Source organism: Roseovarius gaetbuli, assembly GCF_900172365.1.
GTDB classification, from domain to species: Bacteria; Pseudomonadota; Alphaproteobacteria; order Rhodobacterales; family Rhodobacteraceae; genus Roseovarius; species Roseovarius gaetbuli.
In genome coordinates this window covers 1-19,631 of sequence record NZ_FWFJ01000053.1, presented here as the reverse complement: position 1 = coordinate 19,631, position 19,631 = coordinate 1, and the positions used below count along the sequence as shown (strand labels likewise).

Sequence of the window (19,631 nt, the reverse complement as noted above, 5' to 3'; positions counted from 1 at the left end):
GGCAGTCTATTTGCACGAGATCACAAACGGCTGCCAAGCCAAACGGATCATTGACGGCTGGATCGGCTTTTACAACACAGAGCGCCCCCACACCGCGCTCGACAAACGCACCCCAGACGCGGCATACTTCGAGCAAGCAGAGATACGAAAAGCGGCATGAACATAAATCTGATGCATCTTAGACAAGCCGCAAAACTGTCCTAAAAAGCAGGACCACTTCAGTTTGAGGAACTTGCACAGGCTCTCAATAACCGGGCGCTGTCGCTTGCCGCCGCCGCGCATGAACCCAGCCTGCACCCGGCTGCTCACATAATCAGACCACAGGCCCGTCAGACTGACCGATACAGCGGCCTTTTCTGGGGGCTGTGCGTTCACGATGATCGGTGCGGCGGGTTGGGCCCGTGAAGTCACCTTCATCACGCTCTGCAACCCGTGCCAGCGCTTCTAGCTCGGCATGGCATAGGGCACGGGCGATCCCGCGCCATTCCTCGCTGCCCGGGTCTGCATCAAGGTTCCCAACAGCCCGGAACCTTTCGATCTCCCGCCCAACCAGCGCAGTTAGTTCCTCGTTGCTTGCACGGTCTGCGATAGCATCGCGCAACTGTTGCACCAAAAGATCGTCAATGCCCACCGAAGGCCAGCGCGGATCATTACGCAGCTCATCATCAAAGGCCAGCCGCTGCATGTAATGGCTGTATGCGATCTGGTACGGTGCTAGGGGATACCGTGCCGGCGCTGTTTGTAGTCGCCCTGCCCCGGCCTTTTGCTCGGCAAGGGCGATCTGGTGTTGAAGCTGCGCCAACGCGCCGGGCAGTAGCTTGAGCGCTTGCCGGTTGTCACCACCCAAAGGGCTGCGCAACTCGGTCTTGCCTACAATTCCGCGGAAGTCTTTCGGGACTACCAGCCGGGCGTGATAGCGCCCGTTGCGATACACCATGTTTCTAACCCTGCCTGCCATGACGACAACCTTTTGTAACCACAAGGATGGACAAACGCCTTTGTTTGCAAGGATTTTATTTGATTTCAAAGGGGTAGAGTGGTGCGGGTGAAGGGACTCGAACCCCCACGCCATAGGCGCCAGAACCTAAATCTGGTGCGTCTACCAATTCCGCCACACCCGCACTGGCGCGGTATCTAGCAAAGCCTTTCACCGGATGCGAGGGAAAAATGCCCGTCGCGCGTCATCAGAGTAAGGCGAAAAAAGGCAGGACATTAACCTATTCTTGCCATATTATGGTGTCAAAACTGAGGCAGTAATAAAGCGAGAAACGCCATGAAACCGAAAACGGTCGGGCGCTCAGACGGCACAATTGCCGTCATGGCCCCTTTGAATCCAGCAGGCCTTGCGGCCGATAGCATCATTCTCACGCTTGACGGTGAAAAGCGCGTTGGCGATATCCGCCCCGGCGACCGGGTCATCACCCGCGATAGTGGCATGGCCGTTGTCAAACATGTCGACACCCAGACCATCACCACCCGCGCCGTGCGCATCAAGGCCGGATCGCTTGGCCATACCCGCCCCGAGCGCGACGTGACGCTGCCGGCCGATCAACAGATTCTGGTGCGCGATTGGCGCGCGAAGGCTCTGTTTGGCGCGGCACAGGCAATGGTGCCCGCTGCACGACTGGTAGATGGCGAATTCGTCACCCTGATCGAAGAGTGCGAAATGGTGCTTTACACCCTCGGGTTTGATCGCACGCATGTGCTTTATGTGGACGGCCTTGAACTGGCCAGCGAAACCCTGACCCCATTGGCGCAAGCCGCCTAAGCGTCAAGCGCGCGCAAGACCGTCGGCAAGACCTCGGGCAGATCCTCTGCGATCAGGCCGGGGCCGAATTCAAGCGCGCATTCCACATGAAGCCAGGCGGCGATCTCTGCCGCCTGTATCGGCGCCACCCCCCGCGCCAAAAGCCCCGCGACAAACCCGGCCAAAACATCGCCAGATCCTGCCGTTGCCAACCAAGGCGCCGCGCGCTCATACTGGGCCGAGTTTATGCTGCACGCCCCCGACGGCGCCGCAATCACCGTATCGGCCCCCTTGAACAGCACGACACAACCCGCCCGCCTCGCCGCCTCGCGCGTCGCATCCACCTTGGAATAGGCCGGACCGCTCGACGGCTCCTGACAGAGCCGCTCGCTGATATCGGGGAAAAGGCGCGCGAACTCTCCGGCATGAGGCGTCAGGACACAACGCTCGTGGAGCATCGCGAAGAGGGCCGCATCGCGACTGATAAGCGTCAACGCATCCGCATCAAGCACAACCGACCGGCCGTCGTAGGGTGGGTGAAACCCACGTGGCTCCAACGCGGCCCTGACCAATGCCATGCCGCGCTCTCCGACACCCAATCCCGGCCCCAGACAAAGCGCGTTGATCCGCTTGTCCTCAAGCACCTCGCCAAGCGCTCCGCCATCCTCGATCCGCTTTAACATCACCGCCGTGATCTGCGCCGCGACCTCCATCTGCGCCGACCCCGGCACGCCAAGCGTCACAACCCCTGCCCCGACCCTCAGCGCCCCGCGCGCCGCCAGCCGCGCCGCGCCGGTCTGGCCCGCACCACCCGAAAGGATAAGCGCGTGCCCATGGGAAAACTTATGCTCGTTCGTCCACTTGGGGCGCAGCGCCACCGGTTTTTCCAGCACCTTCACGATATCCCTGCCGTTGGGGCCTTCAAGGCCGATATCCTTGACCACGAGTTTTCCACTCAACCCCGGTCCACCGCCATAGTGGCCCTCCCGGATCAGGAAGTGTCCCACCTTGGCCCGGTGAAACGTGACGGTCAGATCAGTCGGAAATGCCCCGAAATTGGCACCAGAATCAGTGCACAGCCCGCTCGGGGCATCAATGGCCACATACTTCGGACGCGTTGCAGAATCGTTATGCGTGACGTTGGGGACAAAACCGTGCCAAGTCCTCAGGGTGTCTTGCGGCGTCGGTCGCGTCAAACCGGTGCCAAACAGGGCGTCCACCACCAGGTCGTTGCGGCGCTCATCCAGGATATCCTCGATCGCGTGGTCATTCCACGCGGCGACCTCGCCGATCGCGCGCCACCGCTCGTAATTGGCCTTCGCATCAGGCGGCAGTTTTGCAGGGTCGCCATAAAGGTATACCGAAACCTCCCACCCCCAATCCTTGAGCAATCGCGCCACGACAAACCCATCGCCGCCATTGTTGCCCGGCCCGCAGAGAACGATCGCGCGGTGCGAGGTCGCCGCAAGGTCGGGCCATTCCTCGAACGCCGCCTCGACCACACCCCGACCGGCGCGCTCCATAAGCTCGAGGCCCGTCACTTCGCCCGACTCAATCGCCGCCATCTCAAGGCTGCGCATTTGGGCCGCGGTCAATACTTCGCTCATTCCTAAACCTTCTCGATTCAATTTCGCACATTAACCGTGCAATTCGCCCATTTTTTAGGCACATGCGATTGTCACCGCCATTTGCCCCCGCATTCCCGACCCTAACCGATTGAGCATACCCCTGAGAAGTGGTCTGCACATTGCGAAACGACAGCCGAGGAGGCCCGAGCCGATGAAAAAGATCGAAGCGATCATCAAACCGTTCAAACTCGACGAGGTCAAAGAAGCCTTGCAGGATGCAGGCATTCAGGGCCTTTCGGTTATCGAGGTCAAAGGCTTTGGCCGCCAGAAAGGCCACACAGAGCTTTACCGCGGCGCAGAATACGTCGTTGATTTCCTGCCCAAGGTTAAAATCGACGTGGTGCTTGACGACGATCAGGTCGATACCGCAATCGCGGCGATCATCGACGCGGCAAAAACCGACAAGATCGGCGATGGCAAGATTTTTGTCAGCCCGGTCGAACAAGCCATCCGTATCCGTACCGGCGAAACCGGTTCGGACGCGCTGTAATCCCTACTCCAGTAAGAAAAGGACAAGAGAATGAGCAAGGACGCGATTCTCAAGCAGATCAAGGATGAAGGCATCGAATATGTCGACATCCGCTTTACCGACCCGCGCGGCAAGTTGCAGCACGTCACCATTGTCGCCGATCTGGTCGACGAAGACTTCCTCGAAGAAGGCTTTATGTTTGACGGCTCCTCAATCGCAGGCTGGAAGTCGATCGAAGCCTCGGACATGAAACTCATGCCCGACACGGACAGCGCCTATGTCGATCCGTTCTACGCGGAAAAGACACTCTGCGTGCATTGCTCGGTTGTCGAGCCCGACACCGGCGAATCCTATCCCCGCGATCCGCGCGGCACCGCCGAAAAGGCCGAGGCCTATCTCAAGTCCTCCGGCATCGGTGATGTGGCCTATTTTGGCCCCGAGGCCGAGTTCTTCCTGTTTGACGACGTTCGTTTCTCGAACTCGATCAACAAGGTGTCCTACGAGGTCGACGCGGTTGATGCGTCCTGGAACACCGATACCGAGTATGAAATGGGCAACATGGGCCACCGTCCGGGCCTTAAGGGCGGCTATTTCCCGGTCAATCCGGTGGATGACGCACAAGACATCCGCGCAGAAATGCTCTCGACCATGAAGCGCCTTGGCATGAAAGTTGACAAGCACCACCACGAAGTGGCCAGCTGTCAGCACGAGCTTGGCCTGATCTTTGGCACGCTGACAACGCAGGCCGACGAGATCCAGAAGTACAAATACGTGATCCACAACGTGGCCCACGCCTATGGCAAGTCGGCAACCTTCATGCCCAAGCCGATCTATGGCGACAACGGCTCTGGCATGCACGTCAACATGTCGATCTGGAAAGACGGCAAGCCGCTTTTCGCAGGCGACAAATACGCCGACCTGAGCCAGGAAGCGCTCTATTTCATCGGTGGTATCCTCAAGCACGCCAAAACGCTGAACGCCTTCACCAACCCGGCGACCAACAGCTACAAGCGTCTGATCCCCGGTTTCGAGGCCCCCGTTCTGCGTGCCTATTCGGCCCGTAACCGCTCGGGCTGCGTGCGTATCCCGTGGACAGAATCGCCCAAGGCCAAGCGCGTCGAGGCCCGTTTCCCCGATCCGGCGGCCAACCCCTACCTGGCGTTCGCGGCTCTGCTGATGGCTGGCCTTGACGGTATCAAATCCAAGATTGATCCCGGCGAAGCGATGGACAAGAACCTTTACGATCTTCCCGCCGAAGAGCTCAAGGATATCCCCACCGTTTGCGGCAGCCTGCGCGAAGCGCTGGAGTGTCTTGCGGCCGATCACGACTTCCTGCTGGCCGGTGACGTCTTCACCAAAGACCAGATCGACGGCTATATCGCCCTCAAGATGGAAGAAGTGCACCAGTACGAGCACACGCCCCACCCGGTCGAGTTCGGCATGTACTACAGCTGCTAAAGCGGCGCGCGGCCTCAATTTCGCCGCGAAAACACAACCAGAGGGCGCTCCATTACGGGGCGCTCTCTCTTTTTTCAGGCACTGTTACCGAATTTAATCCAAAAACGCCAAAATCGACCGATTGCCCCAAACTATTCATAATTGAAACACGCCAGACACAACTTTTGCGGTCATCAAATAGTTAGGTAATAAACTATGAACGGATCGCACCATGACCAGGACCACTCACAGGGTTACGTCAGGGCTAGTATTTCTCGGTATGAGAGCATTCGACATCGTGATGATCGGCAATCGGGTCTGCACCACATTGGACAGGCTCGGCGCGCAGATCGGCGGACTTTCTGTCCAATCCGATGACAGGATCACGATACGCACGCCCGATTTCGAGCTGTGCATCGACAACAAGGCCGATTTCCACGTCGCCACGCTTGAGCGACCTGCGGCCCATTTTCTGGCGCTGACCTTGACGCGCTTTGAACCGACCGGCGAAGAGGACGGGCCCTGCAACCAGTCGATCATGGCGCATGTGCTTCAGACCCTGCATCGCAGTCTTTCGCCCGATTACGTCCAGTGGATCGACCCGCTGGCCCTTTTGAGCAGCGCCGATTTCGAGATGGCCACAACCATGCCCGAGGAGGAGCCGATGCTTGAACAGCTGAGCTGCGACGACTGCGCCGGGGCCACGAAAATCATGTCGCGCCGCCACATCCTGCCGAGTATCGAGGAAACCAACCTCATGCTTCAGGCGCGTCTCAGGTCCGGTGATCCGGTCGAGGGCGCCCTGCGCGCAACCTTTCGCAAAAATCAGGCGGCCCCGCGTATCAGTACCGATGATATCCGCGAAAAGACCACGCCCTTGCGGCTCACGGTCTGGTTGCTGACCATCACGCTGGGGCTGTTTGCCCTGCCGATGGCGGCTGCGCTGACGGTGTTCAACCTGCTTCGCGGTGAAAACCTCCGGCTTACGTCGCAAACGGCGGCACTGACCGGCACCTTTATCGCGTTTCAGACCTTCGGCACCACCGCAAGCGCGATGTCGGCCCTTCAGAGCATGTTGGGCTAACCGATGTCGGCCTTTCCCCCTAGCAGAGCCTTTGAGCGACCCCGGCAATCGGCTAGACTCCTGATAATTGGTTTTTACAGGAGTGTTCAAATGTCGCCGAAATCCAGAGTACCTGCCGTTCTGAGGGGGCTGTCCCTGTCGCTTGGGCTGTCGCTTGGCCTTGCGGGCGCCGTCGCGGCGGCCCCCTGTGGCAACACGGCAGACGGCTTTTCCGCCTGGAAGGCCGCCTTTGCCAAAGAGGCCGCACGCGAAGGCGTCGGGCAACGCGGTCTGGCGGCCCTGGCAAGCGCCAGCTATGCCAGCCGCACCATCGCGGCGGATCGCAATCAGAAGAGCTTTCGCTACTCGCTCGACAAGTTCATGAAGGTGCGCGGCGCCGATACGATTGTGGCGCAGGGCCGCAAACGCAAGGCCCGCAACGCCGCCTTTTACGCCTCGCTTGAACAGCGTTTCGGTGTGCCCGCCGGTGTGTTGATTGCCATTCACGGCATGGAAACCGGCTTTGGCGGCTTCATGGGCGACAGCGCGGTCGTCTCGGCCATTGTCACCCTGACCTATGATTGCCGCCGCACTGACTTCTTCCGCCCGCATGCGCTTGGCGCGCTCAAGCTGGTCGACAACGGCAGCATCACCGAAGCCACCAAAGGCGCCAAGCATGGCGAGTTGGGCCATACCCAGTTCTTGCCGGGCAACGCGCTAGCCTATGGCGTTGACGCCACCGGCGACGGGCGGGTGGATTTCTATGACTTTGCCGATGCCATGGCCTCGACCGCGAATTTCCTGCGCCAAAAAGGCTGGAAACCCGGCAAGGGCTATCAAGAGGGCCAACCCAATTTCGCCGTCATCCAGCAATGGAATGCTGCAGGCGTCTATCAAAAGGCGATTGCGATCATGGCGGCGCGGATCGACGCGGGCTAAGCCCCCTTACCGGGTGGGGCGCCCTGCGCCCTGTCCCACCACACACCGTTTTGTGCCACGTTTGACCGGTTTCCCTTGTTCAACCCCAAGATCAACAGGCCACACCATGCAGAGACACATCCACGGCCAGATTGCCGCTTTGGAATATCACGACCCGCCAGAGATGGAATTTCCCGACATCGTCGAGGAATTCGATATCGCGATGCAAAAGATCTCGACACAGGTGCGCAGCCTGACCTGGGATGGCGAGGACATTGCCCTGATTGATCGCGAAGCGGTGCGCATCGCCCTTGGCTGGTTGCCGCCGGTCGATGCCGATGCGCCGCTTTACCTTGTGATTGCGGTCGGGGCCAAGACGACGAAGGGCGGCGCAGGCTTTGATGCAAGTGCCTATGAGGTTTTGTTGCGACGCATCATTAACCGGGTGCGCAGCTTTATGCCGTTTGATGCGGTGCTGCGCGGCGAGGCCAATCGCCCGGTTGGCAGCGCCCTGATGGATGACACCTTCGAGTTGCTGGCGCATAGTGCGGGCGATAGCGCGCAGGATCGGGCCAGCCGTACAGCACCCGCCAAGGACCGCAGCACGCCAAACCCGACGCACCCTGCAAAGGCAAAGCCTGGCCCGAGCCACCGCAACACCGAAGACGCTCAAGAGGCAGAGCTTGTCCTCCCCGAGGCCACGGTGCCGATGCGCCTGACGATTGTGACCCTCGGGGTCACGCTGTTCCTGCACGCCCCCCCCATCGGCGCCGCGCTTTTGACCTATACGTTTCTGCGCGAGGCTAGCACGCTTGCCACCTAAAGCATGTCGCATGTTGTCGACGCTCAAAACCGGTTCCCACTTTTGAGCAACATGCTCTACGCGCGAACGTCAATCACGAAGGTATGGATCGAAAACACACAGGCCCGTGTCTTGGGCAGTCGCAAAACGCATTGCCGCTCGGAACGCAAATACGGATAATCCGCCCCGCCCTTGGTGCTTGGCTGAACGCGCGAGCGAGGCTGATGCAGCGTTGGGTCGCCATAGCGTAGCGCGTTGAACCGCCAAAGCGGGCGATCCACCTGCACCCCGTCAAAAAGCCGCTGCACCCGCCGCGCAAGCCCCGCGTCATACTCCGCCACCGGCACATGGATCGAGGTCAGCGGGCGACCGATCTTCTCGGCCAGCCGCCAACTGGCGGGAAAACACAGCACGGCGGCGCTTAGAACATGCTCGTCGCCCTGCTTTTCCATCAGGCACAGATCCTCTTGCACCAGATGCCCGAGCGTGCCCATCGGATCGCCGCGATCCAGCTTGACCTCTACCCCGTCCGGGCGCGTGACGGTCTCGTCGCGCAGGACGTAGCCCGGCGCATGATCGGCCAACCAGCGCAGGACATACTCCAGCAATTCCTGCGCCGCTGCCGCGCCCTCTGGTGTCACCGCCAGCACATCCTCGCGTTGATCGCGCAACAGGCGCGCGCGCTCTGCCATCTGGCCGCCAAACGCCTCATCCACCATAAGCCAGTCAGCCAGCGTCAATGGCGCGACCCCCGGCAAGGGCCGTCCGGTCGCGACATCATAGGGCAGGCTTTTTTGTAAAATCTCGGTCATGGCGCAAACTTAGCCAAGTCAATGCGCGCCCGCATCCCCAAACAGCACGCCCGCACGCTTTGCCGCACAACGCTCGGGTTGCCGCGCACGGCCTGACGCACTACAAGCGCGACGAACCCCGTTTCCACAGTTATTTGCAAGGATCGCCGATGATTCCCCGCTATTCCCGCCCCGACATGGTCGCCATCTGGTCCCCCGAAACCAAGTTCCGCATCTGGTACCAGATCGAGGCCCATGCCTGCGACGCGATGGCCGATATCGGCGTGATCCCGCGCGCCAATGCCGAGGCGGTCTGGAAGGCCAAGGACGTGACCTTTGACGTGGCCCGGATTGACGAAATCGAGGCCGTGACCAAGCATGACGTGATCGCCTTCCTTACTCACCTTGCCGAACATGTCGGCAGCGACGAGGCGCGCTTTGTGCATCAGGGCATGACAAGCTCGGACGTGCTCGACACCTGTTTCAACGTTCAGCTGACCCGCGCCGCCGATATCCTGATCGCGGATATGGAGGGGCTTTTGGCCGCCCTCAAGCGCCGCGCTCTGGAACATAAAGACACGGTACGCATCGGGCGCAGCCACGGCATCCACGCCGAGCCGACCACGATGGGGCTGACATTCGCCCGTTTTTACGCCGAGATGGATCGCAACCTGCGCCGCCTCAAAACCGCGCGTGAAGAGATTGCCACCGGCGCGATCTCGGGCGCGGTCGGCACTTTCGCCAATATCGACCCGGCGGTCGAAGAGCATGTCTGCGCCAAACTGGGCCTGACCCCCGAACCGATCAGCACGCAAGTAATCCCGCGCGACCGCCACGCGGCGTTTTTCGCCACCCTCGGCGTGATCGCAAGCTCGATCGAGAACGTCGCCATCGAAGTGCGCCACATGCAGCGCACCGAGGTGCTTGAGGCCGAAGAGTTCTTCTCGGCGGGTCAAAAGGGCTCTTCCGCGATGCCGCACAAACGCAACCCGGTGCTGACAGAGAACCTGACCGGTCTGGCCCGTCTGGTGCGCATGTCGGTGGTGCCCGCCATGGAAAACGTCGCCCTCTGGCACGAGCGCGACATCTCGCATTCCTCGGTCGAGCGCGCCATCGGTCCCGACACCACCGTGACGCTTGATTTCGCTCTGACACGGCTCACCAATGTGATCGACAAGCTCGTGATCTATCCCGATAACATGCTGGCAAACATGAACAAGTTCCGCGGCCTGGTGATGAGCCAACGCGTGCTTCTGGCCCTCACGCAAGCCGGCGTCAGCCGCGAAGATTCCTATAAACTGGTGCAGCGCAACGCGATGAAGGTCTGGGAACAGGGCAAGGATTTCAAGACCGAATTGCTCGCCGATGCCGATGTCCTCAAGGCGCTAAGCGCCGAACAGATCGAAGAAAAATTCGACCTTGGCTATCACACCAAACACGTCGACACGATCTTTGCCCGCGTCTTCGGAAAATCCTGAATTTCCGTAACGCACAAAATATGCTAGTCTCCTCACAGGTGTTTTCTGTGAGGAGATCCAATATGAAACTGAAATCCGGTATCATGGCCCTTGTGCTCGCCGCCCTGCCCAGCCTGCCCCTGGCCGCAGGCTGTCCGTTCAGCGGCCACAGTCAGGCCCAATCCTGCGCGGACGGTCATGCTTGGGATCCAGGCTCCAAATCCTGCGTCAAGCAAACCACGAGCTAAAGCTCCCGCTCTTCTTCTTGCCAAAAGTATCCCGGGGGAGTCCAAGAAAATTCGCCGAATTTTCTTGGATGGGGGCAGCGCCCCCTGCCCGCCCTCACCGTTCTGCGGGCATCCGCTCTTCGACAATCCCCGCCCACCAGCTACAGCCTGCCGGGATCGCCTCGTCGTTGAAGTTGTAATCCGGACTATGCACCATCGCCGTGTCGCCATTGCCGATCAGGATATAGGCGCCGGGTCGCTCTTCCAGCATGAAGGCGAAATCCTCACCGCCCATCACAAGCGGCGCCTCATTGCACGTGCCACTGACCTTTTGCGCCACTTGGGCGGCAAAATCGGTTTGTTCGGCGTGATTGACCATCACCGGATAGCCCCGGTAATAGCTCACCTCAGCGCGCCCGCCAAACCCGTTGGCAACGCTCTCGACAATCGCCTTGAGCCGCTGTTCGGCCATATCGCGCATCTCTGCGCTCATCGTGCGCACTGTGCCCTTGAGGTGAACGCCCTGCGGAATCACGTTGAAGGCATTCGACGAGGTCTGAAACGAGGTGACCGAGACCACCACCTGATCCACCGGATCGGCATTTCGGCTGGCGATGGTCTGAAGCATGCTCACCATATGCGCGCCCATCACCGTGGTATCGACGGTCTCATGCGGCTTGGCCGCATGCCCGCCCTTGCCGGTCAGCGCGATATCAAACTGATCGGTGGCGGCGAAAAAGCTGCCGGGGCGGATGGCGAATGACCCAAGCGGCTGACCGGGCCAGTTGTGCATGCCGTAAACCTCCTGCACGCCGAACCTCTCCATCAGCCCATCCTCGCACATTTCACGCGCTCCCGCGCCGCCCTCTTCGGCGGGCTGAAAGATCACCACGGCGGTGCCATCGAAATTGCGGGTCTCCGCTAGGTATTGCGCCGCGCCGAGCAACATCGCGGTATGCCCGTCATGCCCGCACGCGTGCATCGCGCCGGGCGTCTTGCTGGCATAATCCACTCCGGTCGCCTCGTGAATTGGCAGCGCATCCATATCCGCGCGCAACCCGATGACCCGGCCCGATCCGGTGCTGTTGCCCTTGATCACACCGACCACCCCGGTGCGTCCGATCCCGGTCACCACCTCGTCACAGCCAAACGCCCGAAGCTTATCGGCAACAAGCGCGCTTGTGCGATGGGTTTCATAGAGAATTTCGGGATGTTGATGAATATCGCGCCGCACGGCGGTGATTTCATCGAGTAATTCGGCGAAACGGTTCTTGACGGGCATCGCGCATGGCTCCTGATATAGTCGCAAAGTTGCCCATAGCGTGGCGCATTCGCGCAGCTGCGGCAAGGGGGCGCGTCGAGCTGTAGGCATTTGCCCATATACATCCGCGCCGAGGTCGGGTATGGGTCGCGGCTTGCGCCCATACGCGCCCCTCCCCCCTACCAAAGCAGACCCAAACCTATGATCATCTCCAGCCTATCCAAAACCCTTGCCGCACGCGGCTATGACACCCTGACAGCTGTGCAAGAGGCGGTCACGGACCCGGGCCTTGCCACGTCTGATTTGTTGGTGTCCGCCCAGACCGGCTCGGGCAAGACGGTGGGCTTTGGGCTTGCCATTGCGCCGACCCTTTTGGGCGAGAGTGAAACCCTGCCCCCGGCCGCCGCGCCGATGGCCCTCATCGTGGCGCCAACGCGCGAGCTTGCCTTTCAGGTGATGCGCGAGCTGAGCTGGCTGTATGCCGAGGCCGGTGCACGGGTTGCAAGCTGTGTCGGCGGGATGGATATGCGCGACGAACGCCGCACGCTGGACCGGGGCGCGCATATCGTCGTCGGCACGCCCGGGCGGCTGTGTGATCACATCAAGCGCGGCTCGCTCGACATGACATCGCTGCGCGCGGTGGTGCTGGACGAGGCCGATGAAATGCTCGATCTCGGCTTTCGCGAAGACCTTGAATTCATGCTGGCCGCCGCGCCCGAGGACCGGCGCACGCTGATGTTCTCGGCCACAGTGCCGCCGATGATCGCCAAGCTTGCCCAACAGTTTCAGCGCGATGCCGTGCGCGTCAGCACCCAGTCGGGCAACAAGCAACACGCCGATATCACCTATCAGGCCCTGCGTGTCGCTCCGCAGGACGCCGAAAATGCGGTGATCAACCTTCTGCGTTATCACGACGCGCAAAACGCCATCGTCTTTGCCAATACCCGCGCCACCGTGGCGCGTCTCACGGCGCGCTTTGCCAACCGCGGCTTTTCGGTTGTCTCGCTCTCCGGCGAGCTGAGCCAGACCGAGCGCACCCACGCGCTTCAGGCGATGCGCGACGGGCGCGCGCGGGTCTGCGTGGCCACCGATGTGGCGGCACGCGGCATTGACCTGCCCAATCTTGAACTGGTCATTCACGCCGAATTACCAAGCAACTCCGAGGCGCTTTTGCACCGTTCGGGCCGCACCGGGCGGGCCGGGCGCAAAGGCATTTCGGCGCTGATCGTTCCGGCCAAGACCGCAAAAAAGGCCGAGCGCCTTTTGAAATTCGCCAAGATCACCGCCGAATGGACCACCCCGCCGACGCCCGAGGATATCGAGGCACGCGATCACGAGCGGCTGTTGTCCGATCCGGTCTGGTCGGAAGAGCCCTCTGCCACCGAGGCCGCCTTTGCCGAACAGCTTTTGGCCCAGCACAGCCCCGAGCGGATCGCGGCGGCCTATCTGCGGCTTTATCAGTCAAGCTGGTCAGCGCCTGAAGAGCTTAGCCCGCCCGACGCCCGCCCGCCCGCGAAAGAGCACAAACCCTTCGGCCCAAGCGCCTGGTTTGCCCTCTCGGTCGGGGCCAATGACCGGGCCGAGGCGCGCTGGTTGTTGCCGCTGTTGTGCCGTGCCGGCAATCTGGACAAGGATTGCATCGGCGCGATCCGCGTTCAGCCGACCGAGACATTTGTTGAGTTGACCGAGGCAAGCGCAACCGGCTTTTGGGCCGCGATTGGTGCCGATGGCAAGCTTGAGGATGGCGTGAGCGTGCGCAGCGTCGAAGGCGCGCCCGATCTCGGCCGCAGCTCTGCGCCGCGCGCACCGCGCGATGATCGTGGCCCGCGCCGCGATGCGCGCCCGCCCCGCGACAACGATGGCGACAGCGCGCGCTATAAGCCAGCTCCGGATGCAGCCCCTGCACCCAAGCCCACTTACGAAAAACCGGCTTATAAAAAACCCGCCGACGAAAAATACGCCGAAAAATCCTATGATAAGCCCCACGCCGAAAAGTCGCGCTTTGCCAAGCCGAAATCGACGCCGATGACAAAAGCGGTCGAAGACGGCGCGGTCACGCCGTTGCGCAAGCAATCCGGCGAAAAACCCGCCCATAAGGCTCCCAAAAAGGTCTGGGACAGCAAGCCGTCAGAGGCGCCCAAGGGCAAGTCGGCGAGCAAGCCCTATGACAAGGCGGCGGGAAAGCCGTTTGGCAAGCCCGCAGGTAAACCGGGTGCGAAACCGGCGGGAAAACCCTTTGGCAAACCCGGCGGAAAACCGGCTGGCAAGCCCTATGCCAAGACCGATGACCCCGCCGCCAAGCCCAAGCACAACCCGGCCAGCGATTCCAGCCGACGCTTTACTCCACCGGGCATGCCCGCAAAACCGGGAAAACCGGGCGGCGGCAAGCCGTTTGGCAAAGGTCCGGGTAAAAAGCCAGCCGGCAAGGGCGGCGCGCCCAAGGGCCGTCCGGGTTTTGGCGGAAGCACCCCACCGAAGCGCAATAAACCCTAAGAAACGCTTGATCTGCGCCTTCCGAAGGCGCCTGAACATTCCGATCCCGCCGGACGCCTCCGGCGGGAGTATTTTTGGAAAGATGAAAGCGCGGGGCGTTTCAGAGGTTTCGACGCGCGAAGCTGCCGGGACCGAAGCTTGCCGAAATCTGCGCCACCTCGATCCGCTTGCCAGCCTCTGGTCCATCCGCCGCACGCGCAGCGGCCGGATAGATCCAGGCAGGGCTTGGCAGGATCACCTCGCGCAGGATCGCGGCACCGCGCATCACCCGCAACAGATAGCTTTCACTCTCCTCACCAAGCGGCACCTCGGGGGTATCCCAGCGATCCCCGCCGATCCGGGTGCGCCTGATCCAGGACGCCGCCAGATCGCCGCTCGCCTCTTCGGCCACGCGCAGATGCACCGGCGCATAGGGGCGCAGTCCAAGCCCGTCAAAGGCCAGCACTGCATGCCCGAATGAGGGATCATCCACCGGCCGCCCGCCCGGCCCGATGCGATAGTGGCGTGCCAGCCCGCGCTGCGCCTCGCCAAGATTGATCTGCTGCGGAACCCCGTTCAGCCGCACAACATAAGAGCCCTGTGGCCAGACCTCTACGCCGGCGCCTTCACTTCCGAGCTGCCCCCGCAAACGGTGACGCAGGATATAAGTGTTGGCGTCAACCAACTCTGCATCGCGGAACTGAAACAGCTCCCATCCGTCAGGGGTGCCGTCGCCAATGGCGCAGAGGTTTCCGCCCGAAAGCAGGGCCGCGTCGGTGATACTTTCAAGAGTGCCGTTCAACATGCGCAGGACCAGGCCCTGACCGTGATCAATCACCCCCGAACAGGCAGGAGCAAGCGGCGATTGCGTGACGCCAACCGTACTGCGCGCTGCTATGATCGAATCAAGTGCATAATTGGCATCTTGATCAGACGCATAAAGCGCCGCCGAGCCCGGCCATGGATCGGCCATCACCGCGATATGGGGCGCATGCGGCACCTCTTCGCCAGTCAGCAACGGCAGGTCCATGAACAAAGGCGCCACCGGGTTTGGCGCGGTGAAGGGGCGCAACCGCGCAGGCGCATCCTCAATCAGGATCGGGCGATAGCTTTCCGGCTCGATCCGAACCGCATCTATGCGCTGAGCATTGCCCATCTGATCCACGCGGTCGATGCGGAACCGGCCACCGCCTTCAGACTTTGGCAAGGCAAGAACATCCCCCGCCCCGGCGCGCAATTGCGACGGCGGCAGCGTAAGCCGCAGGGTGTCGATTGACACCCGCGCCTCCGAGAGCCAGCGTTCAACCACTTGGCGGCCCTCGGACCGGGTCATCGCCAGCGGCATTTCCGAGGTCGCCACCGCATGGGTCACGTCATCGGGCAAAATCGCCTCTTCCGAGATAGCCTCGTAATCGCCATCCGCCTCAAGAAACCGCAGACGCACGCGCCCGGCCAGCTCGATATCGCTACCGCGGGTTTCTTCGATGACACCGCCAAGCTCTGCATCCCGCGCCACAAGATCAAGATCAACGGCATGATCCGTCTTACCGTTGCGCAGGCGAAACTGAAGCTGACCGGCGCGCTCGATCGCGTCAAACCCATAGCGCAGCATCAGGGGCTGCAGAGACCCGCGCGCCTCGGACACCTGATCGACAAGATAGCCGCGCAGACAGCCGTGCAACTCACTGGTATCAAGATCGCGCAATCCGGTGCGCGCGGCAATCTCTTCAACAACCGAGGCCAGCCGATGCGTGCTTGTGCGCCCGGTGATCCAATGCCCGCGCGTATAGTTGGCCCCATCCGACCACAGCCCGGTATTGGCAGGGAAAAACGGATAAGGCCGCGCATCCCAGGCCCAGACATAGGCGTGGTCCATGTCGATCATCCGTCCGCCATATTTCTCGGACAGCGGGTTGTTTTCCGCCACCTCCCAATAGCCGACCGTGGCACGCAGGTACTGCAGCTGAATGAGCTCGTCGCGCTGCCCGGTGGAATACCGGGGCAGGCTTGATTCCGACGATTTCGGGTCGACAAACTTGTTCGGTTCATTGGTGCCCTTGTCGACCGCCGCACAGCCATATTCGGTAAAGCGGATCGGCTTGGACTGCGGAAGCCAGACCGTCGGTTCGGCCTGACGTTCGCCGTTCACCCGCTCATGATGCAGGTTCTGCCACCAGTTGCGAATATCCTTGAACCGCCAGATCCAGGCCTCGTCATAGGTCTCATCGGTGATTGGCGTGCGGATCTGCGCCGCGCGGGCCTCGGGCGAGTGATAGAACCAGTCATAGCCCTCGCCGCCCTCGATATTGGATTGCAGGTAATCCAGATCATAGATCGCGCCCCAATCGGCATCCAGATGATCATCGCCCTCGCGCCAATCCGACAGCGGCATGTAGTTGTCGATGCCGATAAAGTCGATGGTGTCATCGGCCCACAGCGGATCAAGATGAAAGAACCGATCGCCATTGCCCGGCTGATAGCCGAAGTACTCGGACCAATCGGCGGCATAGCCGATCTTGACGTCCGGCCCCAATAGAGCGCGCACCTCGCCCGCCAATTCCATCAATTGCGCCACCGCCGGAAAGCTGTTGGCCGCGCCGCGAATTTGGGTCAGGGCCCGCATTTCAGAGCCGATGCAAAAGCTCTCAACTCCGCCTACGGCCGCGCAAAGCGCCGCCTGATGCAGGATAAAGCGCCGATAGGACCACTCGTCAGGCCCGTGATAGCTGACCGGGCTTAGCTTGAGCGCCCCACCAAAGCTCAGCAGGTCAAGCGCGCCGGTGCCGGGGGTGGATTGCGGCTGCGCATTGACCGGCGTCACGGTGAAATCCGCCGCCCGCGCGGTGCCAAAGAAGGCCACAACCTCGGCTTCGGCAAGGGTCGTGCCATCGCTGCTCGTCGCTTGCCCCGGAGCCTTGGCCGTGGTGATGCGCCCGCACCAGGGCAAAACCGCCTGATGCTCGGCATCGCTGTAAGGATCAGGCAGGCCATTGCCCGGCATCTGCTCCATCAGGATAAATGGATAATATAGAACGTCCTGCCCGGCCTGTTGCAGGGCCAGAATCGCCTCGATCACCGACTGATCGCTTGGCGTTCCGCCGTAAACCTCGCGGTCCTCGGCATCGAGCGGCACAGTGCCCGCCGTGGCCCGGCTCAGGCTAGACACCTGCCAGGGCATGTTCGTGGACTCATACTGCTTTTGCTCGACGCGCGGGCGAATTTGACACGCCCCACAGCGCAGATCATCGCCAAACCAGCTCACCACAAGCGAGGTCGCGTGACAGGTCGGCAATTCAGCGGTCAGCGCCTCAAGAGAGGTGGAAAAATCGGACTTTTCCGAAGGCGTGTTGATATTGGCGAGCCCCGCCGATCCGGGGCCAAAATTCATCTTGACCGGCGTGGTGGCCAGCACATATTCGCCCGATCCGGGCAACATCGCCACACCGCGTACCGCATGCGTCGGATCAAGTTCGGCGCCAGGCGTTTCAATCTGAGAGGGGCGGCAAACCTCAAAGCTGAACTGCGGCACGCGGTTGCCATAGGCCCCGATATCGAGATCCTCGATCACCACATAGGCGGTGCCACGATACGCGGGCACAATGCCCGCGCCCTCGACCGCCTCGATCTTGGGGTCAGGAACCTGATCACGCGTGCCACGATAGATCCGCATGTTAAGGCTATCGCGGGCAATCTCGGTGCCATCGGCCCAAACCCGCGCCAGATTGGAAATTTCCCCTTCACAGAGCGCAAGGGCGATGCTGACCGAATAGCTGATCTGCCGGGCGGTCGGGGTGGCCGGGCGCGGCGTGCCCTTGCCGCCACCGCGACTACCCGGAGTGACCGTCACCTCTTCGCGAAACTCGGTCGCCCAGATAAGCTGACCGGCGACCCGCATCCGGCCATAGACCTGTGCAATCGCGTCGCCTTCGCCCGCACCGGTCAGGCGCAGCCGGTTGACCCGCCCGCTTTCCACCACGTCAGAGCCTTGTCCAAGCAACCGCTGGTCAATCGAGCGCCCGATGACAGCACCGGCAAAACGCCCGATCGCCACCGACGACAGGCCAAGTGCCGTGCCCCCAACAGCCCCACCAATTGCGGCCCCTGCGGCAGATAATAGGATGGTCGCCATGGCTTAGCCCTCCTGCGGAAATTCGAACCGGGCCACGATGCGGCGCCGCCAAGGCGCGCTCAGCGGGCTTTCGACCACGCCATGACCCGAATAGGCGTGAATGAATGTGGCCTGCGCACCGATCCGGCCCGCAACCCCGAGATGCTTGGCAACCGACCCGTCGCGCATCCGAAACAAAAGCACATCGCCGGGCGCCTCATCGGCGAGATCCTTGGGGCGCAAATGCCGCTTGGCCGCCTCCCAAAGCGCCTCGATGCGCGCCGGTTCTGACCAATCCATCGAATAGGCAGGCGGGCGCTCTGGCTCGGCGCCAAGCACCTCTTGCCAAAGCCCCCGGATCAGCCCGAGACAGTCACAGCCCGCCCCCTTGCAGGCCGCCTGATGCAGATAGGGCGTGCCGATCCAGCCCCGCGCCGCCACGACGATACGCTCTCCCTGACCGCCCATCACCGGCGGCTCCCGCCATCAAGGCGCGGCGAACGGGTGGGATCTGAAATCGTCCAGTCATCGCCGGGGATATCCGGAAACCCCTGAAAATTCAGAAGGTTGTTGAACTTGAACTGACAGGTCGGCATGCGCTTGTCGCATCCCGCTTCAATCCGAAGCAGATCACCGGTGGCCACCTCGGCGCCCAAGGGATGCCAAAGCTCGATCACCCGCGCATCGCCTTCAACGATGTCGCGCTTGATCATCCCCTGAAGACCGTTTGCCACACCGCTTTGAACCTTCAAAACGCCATGACGAAACCAATCCGGCGCAAACCCAGCCATATCGGCAAAGCGAAAGACCCGCCGATCGGTTACCACTTCTGCGGCCCGCGCACTGACATAGCCGGGGGTATCAAGATCAAAGGTGCATTCCCCATCTCCCAACACCGCGCTACAGCTTTTCTGATAGATACGCCCAAGCGGCACGTTCAATGCCTCGGTCAAGCCGCGCAACTCGGCCTCAAACGCGCCACCCGCGCGCTTGAGCTCGCCAATCGTGCCGCGAAACTGTAATTGGCGGGCGTCCACATCGGCCCAATTCACCAACCAGGCACGTACCTCGGCCCCGTCATAACGCCCGGCCTCAATCTCATCCTCGCGGATCGCGGTATCGCTTGTAAGGTGCGGTTGCTCGTGAGACATCAGATTTGTTAATTATAGCTTTTCTCTGAGTGCTTCGTAAGGCGTCTTCCCTTTGTGTGCGCCATGCGGTCTGTGGAAGTTGTAGAAGCGCTCCCACTCG

Annotated in this window: 17 protein-coding genes, 1 tRNA gene and 1 pseudogene; 10 read left to right on the top strand and 9 right to left on the bottom strand. The window is 61.5% G+C overall.

Going from position 1 to position 19,631, the window contains the following annotated elements; translation table 11 throughout:
- The first annotated feature begins 10 nt into the window (after positions 1 to 10).
- Positions 11 to 160 (top strand): integrase core domain-containing protein, encoded by a 150-nt coding sequence (locus ROG8370_RS21475; RefSeq protein WP_212580115.1) that lies wholly within the window; start codon positions 11 to 13, stop codon positions 158 to 160.
- A 153-nt stretch (positions 161 to 313) separates the two neighbouring features.
- Here the strand turns inward: ROG8370_RS21475 and ROG8370_RS20670 are convergent, their stop codons facing one another.
- Positions 314 to 937 (bottom strand): hypothetical protein, encoded by a 624-nt coding sequence (locus ROG8370_RS20670; protein ID WP_212580113.1) that lies wholly within the window; start codon positions 935 to 937, stop codon positions 314 to 316.
- Between the two features lie 100 nt (positions 938 to 1,037).
- A tRNA-Leu gene (locus ROG8370_RS17620) sits at positions 1,038 to 1,121 on the bottom strand.
- Between the two features lie 152 nt (positions 1,122 to 1,273).
- Between ROG8370_RS17620 and ROG8370_RS17615 the strand changes: the two genes are divergently transcribed.
- Complete coding sequence (locus tag ROG8370_RS17615; protein ID WP_085828467.1) at positions 1,274 to 1,768, top strand: Hint domain-containing protein; 495 nt, start codon at positions 1,274 to 1,276, stop codon at positions 1,766 to 1,768.
- On the opposite strand, the gene ROG8370_RS17610 is transcribed toward ROG8370_RS17615, so the two are convergent.
- Positions 1,765 to 3,354, bottom strand: a complete 1,590-nt coding sequence (locus ROG8370_RS17610; protein WP_085828466.1) for an NAD(P)H-hydrate dehydratase — start codon at positions 3,352 to 3,354, stop codon at positions 1,765 to 1,767. The two genes, ROG8370_RS17615 and ROG8370_RS17610, sit on opposite strands and share 4 nt — an antisense overlap.
- Positions 3,355 to 3,526: 172 nt before the next feature.
- On the opposite strand from ROG8370_RS17610, the gene ROG8370_RS17605 reads away from it, so the two are divergent.
- The 5 genes from ROG8370_RS17605 (at position 3,527) to ROG8370_RS17585 (ending at position 8,085) form a co-directional block, all read left to right on the top strand.
- Positions 3,527 to 3,865 (top strand): P-II family nitrogen regulator, encoded by a 339-nt coding sequence (locus ROG8370_RS17605; RefSeq protein ID WP_085828465.1) that lies wholly within the window; start codon positions 3,527 to 3,529, stop codon positions 3,863 to 3,865.
- Positions 3,866 to 3,895: 30 nt separating this feature from the next.
- Positions 3,896 to 5,302, top strand: a complete 1,407-nt coding sequence (gene glnA, locus ROG8370_RS17600) for a type I glutamate--ammonia ligase (protein ID WP_085828464.1) — start codon at positions 3,896 to 3,898, stop codon at positions 5,300 to 5,302.
- Positions 5,303 to 5,561: 259 nt separating this feature from the next.
- A complete protein-coding gene (locus ROG8370_RS17595; protein ID WP_139838206.1) occupies positions 5,562 to 6,365 on the top strand; it encodes a hypothetical protein in 804 nt (267 codons plus the stop codon).
- A gap of 90 nt (positions 6,366 to 6,455) precedes the next feature.
- On the top strand, positions 6,456 to 7,283 hold the full coding sequence (locus ROG8370_RS17590; protein ID WP_085828462.1) for a lytic murein transglycosylase: 828 nt from the start codon (positions 6,456 to 6,458) through the stop codon (positions 7,281 to 7,283).
- Between the two features lie 106 nt (positions 7,284 to 7,389).
- Entirely contained in the window at positions 7,390 to 8,085 is a 696-nt protein-coding gene (locus ROG8370_RS17585) for a hypothetical protein (RefSeq protein ID WP_085828461.1), read from the top strand.
- Between the two features lie 56 nt (positions 8,086 to 8,141).
- On the opposite strand, the gene ROG8370_RS17580 is transcribed toward ROG8370_RS17585, so the two are convergent.
- The gene (locus ROG8370_RS17580; RefSeq protein WP_085828460.1) at positions 8,142 to 8,876 is read right to left on the bottom strand and encodes a heme-dependent oxidative N-demethylase family protein; all 735 of its coding nucleotides are present in this window, start codon (positions 8,874 to 8,876) and stop codon (positions 8,142 to 8,144) included.
- A gap of 149 nt (positions 8,877 to 9,025) precedes the next feature.
- Between ROG8370_RS17580 and purB the strand changes: the two genes are divergently transcribed.
- Both purB and ROG8370_RS20665 read left to right on the top strand, forming a co-directional pair.
- A complete protein-coding gene (purB, locus tag ROG8370_RS17575; RefSeq protein WP_085828459.1) occupies positions 9,026 to 10,333 on the top strand; it encodes an adenylosuccinate lyase in 1,308 nt (435 codons plus the stop codon).
- 62 nt (positions 10,334 to 10,395) lie between these two features.
- The gene (locus tag ROG8370_RS20665; RefSeq protein ID WP_170925291.1) at positions 10,396 to 10,560 is read left to right on the top strand and encodes a hypothetical protein; all 165 of its coding nucleotides are present in this window, start codon (positions 10,396 to 10,398) and stop codon (positions 10,558 to 10,560) included.
- Positions 10,561 to 10,654: 94 nt separating this feature from the next.
- Here ROG8370_RS20665 and ROG8370_RS17570 read toward each other — a convergent pair whose 3' ends face one another.
- Positions 10,655 to 11,821, bottom strand: a complete 1,167-nt coding sequence (locus ROG8370_RS17570) for a M20 aminoacylase family protein (protein ID WP_085828458.1) — start codon at positions 11,819 to 11,821, stop codon at positions 10,655 to 10,657.
- Positions 11,822 to 12,001: 180 nt separating this feature from the next.
- Here ROG8370_RS17570 and ROG8370_RS17565 point away from each other — a divergent pair, with 180 nt between their 5' ends.
- Positions 12,002 to 14,293, top strand: coding sequence for a DEAD/DEAH box helicase (locus ROG8370_RS17565; RefSeq protein WP_170925290.1), 2,292 nt, complete (start codon positions 12,002 to 12,004; stop codon positions 14,291 to 14,293).
- Positions 14,294 to 14,393: 100 nt separating this feature from the next.
- On the opposite strand, the gene ROG8370_RS17560 is transcribed toward ROG8370_RS17565, so the two are convergent.
- The 4 genes and pseudogenes from ROG8370_RS17560 to ROG8370_RS17545 form a co-directional block, all read right to left on the bottom strand.
- A complete protein-coding gene (locus tag ROG8370_RS17560) occupies positions 14,394 to 18,401 on the bottom strand; it encodes a baseplate multidomain protein megatron (RefSeq protein WP_085828457.1) in 4,008 nt (1,335 codons plus the stop codon).
- Between the two features lie 3 nt (positions 18,402 to 18,404).
- Positions 18,405 to 18,848, bottom strand: coding sequence for an NlpC/P60 family protein (locus ROG8370_RS17555; protein WP_085828456.1), 444 nt, complete (start codon positions 18,846 to 18,848; stop codon positions 18,405 to 18,407).
- A complete protein-coding gene (locus ROG8370_RS17550) occupies positions 18,848 to 19,531 on the bottom strand; it encodes a phage/gene transfer agent baseplate hub protein (RefSeq protein WP_085828455.1) in 684 nt (227 codons plus the stop codon). Before ROG8370_RS17550 ends, ROG8370_RS17555 begins: the two co-directional genes overlap by 1 nt.
- Positions 19,532 to 19,543: 12 nt before the next feature.
- Positions 19,544 to 19,631: pseudogene (locus ROG8370_RS17545) on the bottom strand (IS481 family transposase); the annotation flags it as partial.